The 12989-nt window shown below is 60.1% G+C and carries 10 protein-coding genes; 8 read left to right on the forward strand and 2 right to left on the reverse strand.

Annotated elements, in window-relative coordinates:
• A complete protein-coding gene (locus ACP7EW_RS04430; protein WP_426215562.1) occupies positions 1-642 on the forward strand; it encodes a LysE family translocator in 642 nt (213 codons plus the stop codon).
• Here the strand turns inward: ACP7EW_RS04430 and ACP7EW_RS04435 are convergent.
• Positions 617-5797 carry a dermonecrotic toxin domain-containing protein gene (locus ACP7EW_RS04435; RefSeq protein ID WP_426215564.1) on the reverse strand — a complete coding sequence of 1727 codons (5181 nt, stop codon included), beginning with the start codon at positions 5795-5797 and terminating at the stop codon, positions 617-619. The two genes, ACP7EW_RS04430 and ACP7EW_RS04435, sit on opposite strands and share 26 nt — an antisense overlap.
• Before the next feature lie 146 nt (positions 5798-5943).
• Positions 5944-6297 carry a hydroxyisourate hydrolase gene (gene uraH / locus ACP7EW_RS04440; RefSeq protein ID WP_426215566.1) on the reverse strand — a complete coding sequence of 118 codons (354 nt, stop codon included), beginning with the start codon at positions 6295-6297 and terminating at the stop codon, positions 5944-5946.
• A 345-nt stretch (positions 6298-6642) separates the two neighbouring features.
• Between uraH and puuE the strand changes: the two genes are divergently transcribed.
• The 7 genes from puuE (at position 6643) to ACP7EW_RS04475 (ending at position 12971) form a co-directional block, all read left to right on the forward strand.
• The gene (gene puuE / locus ACP7EW_RS04445; protein ID WP_033900854.1) at positions 6643-7569 is read left to right on the forward strand and encodes an allantoinase PuuE; all 927 of its coding nucleotides are present in this window, start codon (positions 6643-6645) and stop codon (positions 7567-7569) included.
• On the forward strand, positions 7566-8081 hold the full coding sequence (uraD, locus tag ACP7EW_RS04450) for a 2-oxo-4-hydroxy-4-carboxy-5-ureidoimidazoline decarboxylase (RefSeq protein ID WP_426215569.1): 516 nt from the start codon (positions 7566-7568) through the stop codon (positions 8079-8081). Before puuE ends, uraD begins: the two co-directional genes overlap by 4 nt.
• Positions 8082-8122: 41 nt before the next feature.
• The gene (alc, locus tag ACP7EW_RS04455) at positions 8123-9118 is read left to right on the forward strand and encodes an allantoicase (protein ID WP_426215571.1); all 996 of its coding nucleotides are present in this window, start codon (positions 8123-8125) and stop codon (positions 9116-9118) included.
• A 120-nt stretch (positions 9119-9238) separates the two neighbouring features.
• On the forward strand, positions 9239-9742 hold the full coding sequence (locus ACP7EW_RS04460; RefSeq protein WP_426215573.1) for an ureidoglycolate lyase: 504 nt from the start codon (positions 9239-9241) through the stop codon (positions 9740-9742).
• 51 nt (positions 9743-9793) lie between these two features.
• Positions 9794-11095, forward strand: coding sequence for a urate hydroxylase PuuD (locus ACP7EW_RS04465; protein WP_426215575.1), 1302 nt, complete (start codon positions 9794-9796; stop codon positions 11093-11095).
• 116 nt (positions 11096-11211) lie between these two features.
• Entirely contained in the window at positions 11212-12558 is a 1347-nt protein-coding gene (locus ACP7EW_RS04470; RefSeq protein WP_426215577.1) for a nucleobase:cation symporter-2 family protein, read from the forward strand.
• Positions 12559-12602: 44 nt separating this feature from the next.
• On the forward strand, positions 12603-12971 hold the full coding sequence (locus tag ACP7EW_RS04475) for a hypothetical protein (protein ID WP_426215579.1): 369 nt from the start codon (positions 12603-12605) through the stop codon (positions 12969-12971).
• Positions 12972-12989: the final 18 nt, after the last annotated feature.

Below are 12989 nucleotides of genomic sequence, written 5' to 3' on the forward strand. Positions count from 1 at the left end.
ATGAACCTGGAAACCTGGCTACTGTTCAGCGGCGCGGCATTGGTGGTGATCCTGATCCCGGGCCCCCTGTCATTGCTGATGATCAGCAACAGTCTCAACTACGGCCTGCGCCGCTCGTATCCAGCGTTTCTTGGTGGGGTGTTTGCCTCGATCTGCCTGTTGAGCGCCTCGGCCCTGGGCCTGGGCGCGCTGTTACTGGCATCGGAGCAATTGTTCAATGCCTTGAAGATCGTCGGCGCGGCGTACCTGTTCTACCTCGCGTGGCAGAGCTGGCAGCAATCACGGCAACCGGCCAAAGCGGCAGAGGTGCCCTATAGCGCGCCGGTTCCGCGCTTTCGCGCGCTGTTTGGCCGGGCCTTTGTACTGGGCGCCAGTAACCCCAAGGACATCCTGTTTTTTGCCGCTTTCCTGCCGCAATTCCTCAACAGCCAGCAGGCGTTCTTGCCGCAGTTGCTGGTCATGATCGCCACCTGGACAGCACTCGACCTGCTGTGCAAATTGTTCTACGGCCTGAGTGCACATGGCGCGGCGCGTTACCTGCGCAGTGGCAAGGGCCAGGGTTGGTTCAACCGCGTCAGTGCCGCCCTTTTCGCAGGGGCAGGCATGATGGCGCTGCTCAAGGCCAGGTCGGGCTCACTTTGACAAAATAGACACTGGGTTCGACGTTGCGCTCGCGAGCCCATTGAATGCCCGCCATGATGCGCTCCAGACGCCCCTCTCGCATGGCGCGCTTGACGCCCGTGAACAGGGGCTTTTGCAGGTTTCTCTCGATAGCGACATTCACCCAGCTATCAACCAGTCGAGTGTCGATGGCGAACGACGGCCTATCAAACCAATGGAGTGCGACGTAGTACATATTATTGGAGGGTGATTCGGGGTGAACCGCGATCAATTCATGGGTAAAGGTTTTACCCCGCGTCATTGGCACTTCATGAACAATGAAGCCTTGCCCTTCCAACACTTCTCTGACTGCTGCGCGCTGCACCTTGTCTCTTAGATCCGTAACCGCTGCGTTGCCGATATGGGACCGCAACGAGCGGTCCAATATCGGCGCATTGAAGTCGACGCGGGTAAAGCCCTCTGTCGTACCGTCGTAACCGATATACAGGGCTCTGCCCTTCCTGTGGAGGGGCTTTAGCATTTTCAGCAAGTCATCCGTTTGTCCTACCCCCTTGAGCGTGCGGGTCAACCAATTGTCCAGCGTTGCCCGTATGGTGAGCAGATGAGTAGCCGTTGGGTAGCGCGATGAGTTTGCCAGTTGAACCATCCTGGCGACGACCGCCGCTCGGCTGGCAGTCGTCATGGTGGGGAAAGCTGTTTTTACATACTGCTCCAACGGGTGTTCGAACAGCGGCGTATGCAGTTGCCACTCCCCCGTCAGCGTGCGTGATACCGGGATGGGCTGTTCCCTACGTGCGGAGGTTGTCCAACGTTCAATCTCCAAAAGAGCGGGTAAATCCATCGATTTATCCCTGGTGATAAACGCGATGCCGCTGTGCGGCGCGTTGTCACCTTGCGCAAGCAACCTGTAATACCCGATGCCCGATGCCGTTGCGGTGTCGTAGGTTGTACCCACTAAGATGACATTGTAGGAAGCCCCCGGGGGAGCCACCTGCACTTTGAATACCCCTTCATCCGAAAACGTCGATAAACGCTCCGTGGAAACGTCAGCTCTCCATTCAAACCAATAGTTAGCCGGTGCAGAGGACCTGCGAATGCTGCTTTCGGTGCCCGCACGTATTGTGGGTGGCTGCCATTCCCGAAGCACTGGCACCGGTTCGCGCCAAGGGTTAAGCGCACCCGAACTGGGCCCCGGCTGAGGCGCATCGGCGCCCAGCGACCACTCACGGTCTTCGCGGATATAGAGCAGCAGTTCTCCCTCGGCCTCGCCACCCGGACTCTTTACTCGCAATGCCGACTCATCGCCACGTCGATACACGGGATAGCGGTGCTCGCCGTCAACCAAAAATAGCTCGCCGTTTTTTACATACACGCCCTTCTCTCCCAGCCCTTGCAGCGGTATGGAGCCTTCGGTGGAAAGGGGCTTGCTGAAGCGCTCCAACACCTTGACCGGGCGCGGCACCGGCGGCAGTGACAAGTGGCTGCCCCGTCGATGCAGCTGGTTCAACCCACTGCGCACGCCTGCGGTCTTGGACGTTTTGGGCCCCGGTACGAATAAGCTCAGCAGGTCGATAAACACCATCAACGTCAGGAACGCCACATCCACCGCATCCTCGGGACGCCGGCTGTGGTGGTAGCGCTTGGCGGCCAGAAACAGCTCATACAGCCCGATCACCGTGCCAAGCAGTGGCACAAAAGACAGAATGCCACGCAACGAGGCGTTCCATTGATCGCCAAGGCGCTGTTCACGGTAACGCGCCAGCGTCGCACTGGACGTGGCGCGGGCATGGGCGCGTTGTTGGATTTCGAGCATGTGGGCGTGGGCGAGCAGTGCCTGGATATCGCTGTGTGCGGCTGGAACGAAATCCAGCCATGCCGTGGGCGCGGCGTCGATTTGCTCCTGGATATGAACTTCGATGGCCTGCACGTCGGCAACGGGCAGCGTGTGTTTGATCTTGAATTCGCGGAAAAGCCGGCCAATCGCCTCGACTGTCGCGAGTACGCTGTCGTAAGCCTCAGGCGTAGGCAGAAACCTGGTCAAGTGCCTTGAAGGCATGGGCAACGCGCCACGCCCAGGATAACTGGCAAGCGCCTCATGCTCCCAGCCGGGCGCCACCCTCCTTGCCAGGTCTTTGATACCACCAGGCATGGCACTCAATTGATGCAATGCCGTCCTCGCCCGCTCCCACGTGCTGAATTCGGCCAGCACCGGAAAAACCGTCGCAGCCGGCCAATACACCACACACAGCAGGGTGAGCTGATCGATGATCACCAGCACACCGGCGATATGCCGATCATGTTCCATCGTGTAGCCGCGCAAGCGCACAAAGGACAGGCTGATCTGGTGGCCATTTTTGTCTAGGTCGGCAGGTGAACGCGCCGACAATGCCGTGCTGAACAAGCTTTGACCTGCCGACGAGAGGCCCCGCTGCGCGGCCGAATACACCTGCATGTAAGTCAGGTGCTGCGTAGCGCGGTCAATCAACGGCCGGGAAAGCCCTGTGGGCGCCGGACTGAATGCACGCTGGATCAACGCGTCGTATTGACCGCCAATGTCCAATGCCGACAATGTCTTGATCAAATAGCGCGGATTCAATCGCCCTTTCCACTCCGGCTGCAGGTAGCGCGCCCGGTTCAAGCGCCATTGCGTCCAGGGCGCCTGGGCGTCGAGGTTATGCAGGGCCAGTTCCAACAGGCTAAAGGTGGTGCGTTCGGAGCTGACGATCTTTTTGACGTGACGATCACCCACCACGCATTGACTGGAAAACCAGCCGCAATATTGAGAGCCGACATCATCGGGCATATTCAACAGCGGCTTATCCACATCCAGTTCCGGATAGAAGCCATCCTGTGTCAGCTGCTTCACCAACAACCCGCGGGCAAACCCATGCAACGGCGGCAGGATTTGCCATAGACGGCTTTCCAGCGCCAGCGCGCTGGATACATAGCGGCGCTGCAAGCGCTTATAGGGTTTACGCTGGTCCGCCGTGGCGGTGGCAAGCCACGCCGGTTGGCTTTCCCCCTGCTCGGCGGCGAACCGCATGAACGCCACATTGGCCAGGGCCAGCGTGCGGCTCTGATTGATCGGTACGCTCAAATGCTCGCGTAGCTCTTGTGCCAAGAGCGCTCGCCCCTGGGAAGCGTCACTGACTTCACTGAATAACCGACCAGGCTCATCCAGGCGTTTGTGCAGCCGGGCATGGTGTTCGACCTGTGCCTTGAAATCCTCATACAGCACATCGTGGTCCACAGCGCTGTAGCCCACGTGCACCGACTTGGCCAGGCTAAAGCGTGCGGCAGAACGTACATCTCGTCCGATGTAACGCCACAACACCGAACCGTCACGGCTACCGAAGCTTGCGCGCAGTCCTTGGGACAAACGTTCCAGATGGTCGAATACGGCCAGCCCGCCGAACTCGCCGCCCGCCACCAGGACGACCGGCTGGCGCAGGTTGGGCTCGGCCAGGGCACGGACAGTGGTGACCACAAACACGCTCATCAGGCGGTAGGCATTGTCTGGATGATTGCCCACTGATACCTGCAACACCCGCGTGTCACTGTTGCCGCGCTGCGTCGCCAAGGGTGTGTTGATGACTTCCAGCAATCGGTCCAAGTGCACTTGCTTGATCAACCCAAGCCGGTGCTCAAGCTGCGCCGCCAGTCGCCAGGCCCGGCGCTGGGTGCTCAAGATCAGCGATGCACGCTTAGAGCCACCGTCGGGGCGCTCAAGCCAGAAGCTCGCGTCGAATAACCTCGCGTCTGCTGACTGAAGCCATTGGTTCACGATCTCAACTTGGGTCTGGTGGTCTTTTTCAAGGGCCAGGAACGCTGGGTAGGCGTCGCTGTGCCGGCGCAGATCTTTGTCCATCCACAGCGCCAGCAATGCGTTTTCATAGCGGCGCAGCTGCCGGTCGCCCCCCTTGCGCGGCAGGTCAGGGGACTGGCTCCCCAATACAATCTCCTGCTGACGCCGCTGCCGGTCCCACTCCAGCAAGGCATCCAGACTCGTTCCGAACGGCAGGCCACGGCTCATGCGCTTACGGCCCTTCTCGATAAACCCCAGCAACCGCGAGGCCCTGCGACTCGGCAGCGGGGTTCCCGGCGCTGACGGCGCGGTGTAATCGAGCGACAGCACCGCCCCCCATTCATTGTTCCATTGCTCGTCGAGCAAGGCTTGCGCACTGTGCGCCAGGGCGTCCCCCTGCACCATCACACCCGGCTGCAGCGGGATGTTCGCCTGACGCTTGAGCGGCAGGTAGTGCCAGGACTCACTCAGCAACGACCTCTGCACCCGTTCAGGCAAGTCCTGCTGCGCCTGACGCCAGGAACGAAACTCATGAAACGCACACAGCAACCCTGGCAGGTAAATAACCTGGGGCCCGTCCGCCGCCCCCGTTCGGTAAATGTGCAACGCTCCGGGAATCGCCAGCGCACCGACGCTGGCATGGGGCCAGGCCAGCGTCCCCACTTGCACCGTGGCCCAGGCGCCGCCCGCACGCTGCCGCGCTTCGGCGCTGGGGGCGTCCACCAGTTGCTTGACCATCGCGTAGCCAACTGTGGAGAGTTGAAACACCTTGTGGGCGAGAAAAGCCTGGTCGGCAAACGCGGTCTTGCGCAATTCAGCCCAGCGCTCCCCACGTGAGCGCCAGGAGCCAGGGGCAAGATGCTCCCAGTAACCTTTCATGGCGGCGTTGATCCTGGCTGGCAGATTGAGCTTGCTGACACGGGACAGCGCCTCCCAGGCATTGAAGGGCAATGCGCGCTCGGGATCACCGGCAAGGCTCAGCGCCGTGAAGTGATGGAGGTTGATCGGCACACCGGGGTCACGAAACAGTGCCAGGGTTCGCTCCATCAGGTTGTCGACCTGACGCGCGGGCTGCGGCGGTAGCGGCTCGCGAAACAGCAGGGTGTCCGGGTCCAGGGCAAACGCTTCGCGCAAGGCGTGGCGGATCACCGAGAGGATGCGCGGCGCCCGCCCTGCCAGCTCACCCAACTGTTTTGTGGTGTGCAGATAGCGCGCCTGGGTGGCATGCCACTGATTGATCGAGCGACTGGGCTGGGCCGCGCTGTTCAGGCGACGCGTCAACCGCGTGCGAATCGCCGTCAGGCGTTCGTCCTGAGTAATGTCAGGGTCGTCGAAATCAAAGGGCGCAGGATCGGGTGTTTCGGTGCTCATGGCGGCATCTTCACGGCTGAAAAAAACCGAGCCTAGGTAATCACCGTTTTGTCGGTGCGTTACATAAATGCCAGACGAAAAAAAGCCCGCAGTGTGGGCGGGCGAAAAACCAACGAAGAGCTTTGGGGGTGTGAAGCGAGGTGACGCTAGCTACCGCGATAGGTGGAGTAGCTGTAGGGCGAAATCAGGAGTGGGACGTGGTAGTGATCCTGTTCGGCGCTGATGCCGAAGCGCAGAACCACTACATCCAGGAAGGCCGGTTCAGGCAGTTGCACACCACGGGTACGGTAGTAGTCGCCGGCGCTGAATTGCAGTTGGTACACACCACTGCGGTAATCATCGCCTTGCAACAAGGGCGCGTCGCAGCGGCCGTCGCTGTTGGTCAGCGTAGTGGCGACCAGTTCCAGCTGCGCGCCTTCAACGCGATACAGCTCAACCTTGATCGCGCTGCCGGGGCAGCCGTGTGCGGCGTCCAAAACGTGTGTGGTCAAGCGTCCCATGGCGTCTACGCGCCTCCCGTAGTCAGTAGAAGAGTGATCCGCACTTTTTCAGGGCAGCGAAAAAGCCGGCGATGGCTGATTAAGACACTTTTTAAAAAAATTGTACACAATAAAAATCACAAACCTTTGGATCAGCTTACCGCCATTGCTCAGCAGGGCAATTGACCCGTTAACCTTGCTTTTAAACGACCTTTTGTCCATTAGCTGACCAACCAGGCAAGTTTCTTGCTACACCATTCGTCCAGAGTCCTGCAGAAAAAATGCAGAAATGTAGGCTTACAAAGTGCGCGATAAGTTGTATACAATCACTCATCGCTAACACGACGAACAAGAAGGAAGACTGCAGTGAGCGCTGACTACCCACGCGACCTGATCGGTTACGGCAGTAACCCTCCTCACCCCCACTGGCCGGGCAAGGCGCGCATTGCGCTGTCTTTCGTACTCAACTACGAAGAAGGTGGCGAGCGCAATATCCTGCACGGCGACAAAGAATCTGAAGCCTTCCTGTCGGAAATGGTCTCGGCCCAGCCGCTGCAAGGCGCACGCAACATGAGCATGGAGTCGCTGTACGAATACGGCAGCCGTGCCGGCGTGTGGCGCATCCTCAAGCTGTTTAAAGAATTCGATATCCCGCTGACCATCTTCGCCGTGGCCATGGCCGCCCAGCGTCACCCGGATGTAATCCGTGCAATGGTCGAGGCTGGCCATGAGATCTGCAGTCACGGCTACCGCTGGATCGACTACCAGTACATGGACGAGGCCCAGGAACGCGAGCACATGCTCGAAGCCATCCGCATCCTCACCGAGCTGACCGGCGAACGCCCACTGGGCTGGTACACCGGCCGCACCGGCCCCAACACCCGGCGGCTGGTGATGGAGGAAGGCGGCTTTCTCTATGACTGCGACACCTACGACGACGACCTGCCCTACTGGGAACCCAACAACCCCACCGGCAAGCCGCATTTGGTGATCCCCTACACCCTGGACACCAACGACATGCGCTTCACCCAGGTGCAGGGTTTCAACAAAGGCGATGACTTTTTCGAGTACCTCAAAGACGCGTTCGACGTGCTCTACGCCGAAGGCTTGGATGCCCCGAAAATGCTCTCCATCGGCCTGCACTGCCGCCTGATCGGCCGCCCGGCACGCCTGGCCTCGTTAAAGCGCTTCATTGAATACGTCAAAGGTCACGAACAGGTGTGGTTCACTCGCCGCGTGGACATTGCCCGTCACTGGCATGACACCCACCCGTTCAAGGGAGCCGCCAAATGACTGCGTTCCAGACCCTGAAACCCTCGACCCTGAGCCGCGACGAATTCGTCAACGCCTTCGCCGATATCTACGAACATTCGCCATGGGTGGCCGAAAAGGCCTTCGACCTGGGCCAGGATGCTTCGATCGACCAGATCGAAACCCTGCACCAGCGCATGAGCGACATCCTGTTGAGTGCTGATCACACCCGTCAACTGGCGCTGATCAACGCTCACCCGGACCTGGCCGGCAAAGCCGCCGTCCAGGGCCAACTCACCCAAGCCAGCACTGATGAACAGGCTGGCGCGGGGATTCACCAATGCACGGCCGAAGAGTTTTCTCGCTTCACCGAGCTGAACGATGCCTACAAGGCCAAGTTCAAGTTTCCCTTCATCATGGCGGTAAAAGGCAGCAACCGGCATCAGATCCTGGCCGCGTTCGAAACGCGCATCCACAACTCGGTGGACACCGAGTTCAAGTGCGCACTGGCCGAGATCAACAAGATCGCGTTGTTCCGATTACTGACCCTCTAAACGACCATCCCCAGCCACTCTATCTAAGGCAGACAAGAAGAATGAAAGCTTACGCCGTACCTTTCGAGAAGTTCGTCAACCTGGCCGACGCCCGCCTGGGCACCAAGATCATCTCCGTCACCGATGACTGGTTCGCCGACGCCAACCGCCTGTTCCAGCCGACCCCGGCTGTGTGGAAGGAGGGCGTTTTCGATGATAACGGCAAGTGGATGGACGGCTGGGAGTCGCGCCGCAAGCGCTTCGAAGGCTACGACAGCGCGGTGATCCGCCTGGGTGTGCCGGGCAGCATCAAAGGCGTGGACATCGACACTTCATTCTTCACCGGCAACTTCCCGCCGTCGGCTTCCCTGGAAGCTTGCTTCCTGGCTTCGGGCGAGCCGGATGACAACACCCAGTGGGTGGAAGTGCTGTCGGCCGTCGAGCTGCAAGGCAACAGCCACCACTACCACGAGATCAACAACGACCAGGCGTTCAGCCACCTGCGTTTCAACATCTACCCGGATGGCGGCGTGGCCCGTCTGCGCGTGTACGGCGTGCCGTTCCGCGATTGGTCCTCGGTGGGCGACAACGAACAGATCGACCTGGCTGCTGCACTCAACGGTGGTCGCGCCCTGGCGTGCTCCGATGAACACTTCGGGCGCATGAGCAACATCCTCAACCCAGGCCGTGGCATCAACATGGGCGACGGCTGGGAAACCGCGCGTCGTCGTACACCAGGCAATGACTGGGTGATTGTCGCCCTGGGCCATCCGGGCGAGATCGAGAAAATCATCGTCGACACCCTGCACTTCAAGGGCAACTACCCGGACACCTGCTCGATCCAGGGCGCTTTCGTGAAAGGCGGCACCGACAGCCAGATCGAAACCCAATCGCTGTTCTGGCGCGAACTGCTGCCGGCGCAGAAGCTGGAAATGCACGCTGAACACACCTTCGCAGAGCAGATCAAGGCACTGGGGCCGATTACCCACATCCGCTTGAATGTGTTCCCGGATGGCGGTGTGAGCCGCCTGCGGGTCCTGGGCAAGGTCGCCAAGTAAGCGGTGAACCCGATCGCAGGCAAGCCAGCTCCCACAGGGGAATGCATTCCAAATGTGGGAGCGGGCTTGCTCGCGAAGGCGTCAGAACTAACAACACAAAATTCGGATAAGAAGACAGCCATGCGCACACTGATGATCGAACCCCTGACCAAAGAAGCCTTCGCCCCTTTCGGAGACGTTATCGAAACCGATGGCAGCGATCACTTCATGATCAACAACGGGTCGACCATGCGCTTCCACAAACTGGCCACGGTGGACACCGCCAAGCCTGAGGACAACGCCATCATCAGCATCTTCCGCGCCGACGCGCAGGACATGCCGCTGACCGTGTGCATGCTGGAACGACACCCGCTGGGCAGCCAGGCTTTCATACCGCTGCTCGGCAACCCCTTTCTGATCGTGGTCGCGCCACTTGGCGATGAACCTGTATCGGGCTTGGTCCGCGCCTTCGTCACCAACGGCAGGCAGGGCATTAATTACCATCGCGGCGTCTGGCACCACCCGGTGCTGACGATCGAAAAGCGGGATGACTTCCTGGTGGTTGATCGCAGTGGCACAGGCAATAACTGCGATGAGCATTTTTTCAAAGAGGATGAGCGGTTGATCCTCGCCCCCCACCAATAAGAGAAGGTCTGATCACCCGACAACAAGGGTGACAGGCGAGAGGTAAAGACTGTGGAAGCACATTTGATGGAATGGCTGAACCTGAGCGTGCGCTGGGTTCACATGATCACGGGCGTCGCGTGGATCGGCGCTTCTTTCTACTTCGTCTGGCTGGAAAACAACCTCAATCGCGTCAATCCCAAGAGCGGCCTGGCCGGTGACTTGTGGGCGATCCACGGTGGCGGTATCTACCACCTGGAAAAATACAAACTGGCCCCGCCAACCATGCCGGACAACCTGCACTGGTTCAAATGGGAAGCCTACTTCACCTGGATGTCGGGCATTGCGCTGCTGTGCGTGGTGTTCTACTGGAACCCGACCTTGTACCTGCTGGCTCCGGGCAGCAACCTCAGTGGTCCGGAAGGCGTGTTGCTGGGCATTGGCTCACTGTTCGCCGGCTGGTTCATCTACTCCTTCCTCTGCGACTCGGCCCTGGGCAAGCGCCCTGCCCTGCTCGGTTTCATCCTGTTCGTGCTGTTGATTGCCGCCGCGTACGGCTTCAGCAAAGTGTTCAGCGGCCGTGGCGCCTACCTGCACGTGGGTGCAGTGATCGGCACCATCATGGTCGGTAACGTGTTCCGCATCATCATGCCGGCGCAACGCGCGTTGGTGGCGGCGATCGCGGAGAACCGCACGCCGGACCCGGCACTGCCGGCCAAGGGCTTGCTGCGTTCGCGTCACAACAACTACTTCACCTTGCCGGTGCTGTTCATCATGATCAGCAACCACTTCCCGAGCACCTACGGCAGCCAATACAACTGGCTGATCCTGGCCGGTATCGCGGTGGCGGCGGTGTTGGTACGGCATTATTTCAACACCCGTCACAACAGCCAGAAGTACGCGTGGACCTTGCCAGTAGGCGCGTTGGCGATGATCAGCCTGGCCTACGTCACCGGACCAAAACCGGTGTCGACCGCTCCGGAAGTGGCCAAGGCGCCGGCGGCCATCGAGTATCAGCCATTGCCGGAAACGGCGTTGGGCGGTGGCTTGAAACCTGCTGCGCCTGCCGCACCCGCCGCTCCTGCGGCTGAACCGGCACCGGCCCAGGCCAGCACGGATTTCGGCCAGGTACACAGCGTGATCGAGCAGCGCTGCACCGTGTGCCATTCGGCCAAGCCCACCAGCCCGCTGTTCAGCACCGCGCCGGCCGGAGTGATGTTCGATACACCGGCCCAGATCCAGCAACAGGCCGCGCGTATTCAAGCGCAGGCCGTGGCGAGCCAGATCATGCCGTTGGGCAACATCACCCAGATGACCCAGCAGGAACGGGATTTGATCGGCACCTGGATCAACCAAGGAGCCCGTACTAATTAACGACGTCCTGTAGTGAGCGGGCTTGCCCCGCGCTGGGGGGCAAGCCCGCTCACTACAAAAGCTTCCCGCTACACAATTGTTGAAACAACAAAAATAAAAAAGATCCGAGGTGTTGCATGACCGAGTTAGCCGAACCGCAGATTCCTGCCGCGCCCGCCATGGTGCGGCTGCCCCTCTTGCAACTGATTCTGGTAGGCCTGCAACACGTCTTGCTGATGTACGGCGGCGCCGTCGCCGTGCCCCTGATCATTGGCCAGGCCGCCGGCTTGAGCCGTGAAGAAATCGCATTCCTGATCAACGCCGACCTGCTGGTGGCCGGTATCGCCACCATGGTGCAGTCGTTCGGCATCGGCCCGGTGGGCATTCGCATGCCGGTGATGATGGGCGCCAGCTTCGCCGCCGTCGGCAGCATGGTCGCGATGGCCGGCATGCCGGGCATCGGCTTGCAGGGAATCTTCGGTGCGACCATCGCCGCCGGGTTCTTCGGCATGCTCATCGCGCCCTTCATGTCCAAGGTCGTGCGCTTTTTCCCGCCACTGGTGACCGGCACGGTGATCACCGCGATTGGCCTGTCGCTGTTTCCGGTGGCCGTGAACTGGGCCGGAGGCGGCAGTGCCGCCGCCACATTCGGCTCACCCATCTACCTGGCAATTGCCGCACTGGTACTCGCCACCATCCTGCTGATCAACCGCTTCATGCGCGGCTTCTGGGTGAATATCTCGGTGCTGATCGGCATGGGCCTGGGCTACGCCTTGTGCGGTGCGCTCGGCATGGTCGACCTGAGTGGTCTGGCAGTGGCGCCGTGGGTGCAGGTGGTGACGCCGCTGCACTTCGGCATGCCCAAGTTCGAGTTGGCGCCGATCCTGTCGATGTGCCTGGTAGTGGTGATCATCTTTGTCGAGTCCACCGGAATGTTTCTCGCCCTGGGCAAGATCACCGGTCAGGAGGTCACGCCGAAGATGCTGCGCCGTGGCCTGCTGTGTGATGCCGGCGCGTCGTTCTTCGCGGGTTTCTTCAACACCTTCACCCACTCCTCGTTCGCCCAGAACATCGGCCTGGTGCAGATGACCGGTGTGCGTTGCCGCTCGGTGTCGATCATGGCCGGGGTCTTCCTGATTGTGCTGAGCCTGTTGCCCAAGGCCGCCTACCTGGTGGCGTCGATACCACCGGCGGTGCTGGGCGGCGCGGCCATCGCCATGTTTGGCATGGTGGCGGCGACCGGGATCAAGATCCTGCAGGAAGCCGACATCGCCGACCGTCGCAACCAGTTGCTGGTGGCAGTGAGTATCGGCATGGGTCTGATCCCCGTGGTGCGCCCGGAGTTCTTCGCGCAACTACCGCTGTGGATGAGCCCGATTACCCACAGTGGCATCGCCATGGCCACGCTCAGCGCGTTGTCGCTGAATATCCTGTTCAACATCCTGGGTGGCGCTGAACGCCCTGAAGTCGCTCATACGCATTGATTCCTTCGTTCAAACAAAAACAATAACGAAACGGGAATAACCACATGCACACCCTTCACCTGGGGCCGGCCACAAGCCGTGCCCCATTCTCGCCCCACGCGCGCTTTAACAGCGCACTTGAGCCACGGCATAAGAGCCAGTATTCTCCGCGCCCGCTCGAATCGACTCAAAAAAAAACAGCGAATGTAAAAGCTGACTGCAAGGCCAACTTATCCCGGCCTTATGTCTGCGGCCAAAGTGCGCAAAAGTCCTCTGAATTCGACTGCATCCGATGCAGCCGACGGGGATTTTTTGGCTTTTTAAACACCTTGGCGCAGCTCTTGCTAAAAGCACTAAAGCTGACCGAACAGACGATTTTTGCAGCGAACCAAAAGGCGCCACACCAGAGCGCCTGCGTAGAAGAAAAACCATAAAACTTTAACTCGGGAGCA

It is taken from the genome of Pseudomonas sp. DWRC2-2 (genome assembly GCF_049897885.1).
GTDB lineage: Bacteria > Pseudomonadota > Gammaproteobacteria > Pseudomonadales > Pseudomonadaceae > Aquipseudomonas > Aquipseudomonas azotoformans_A.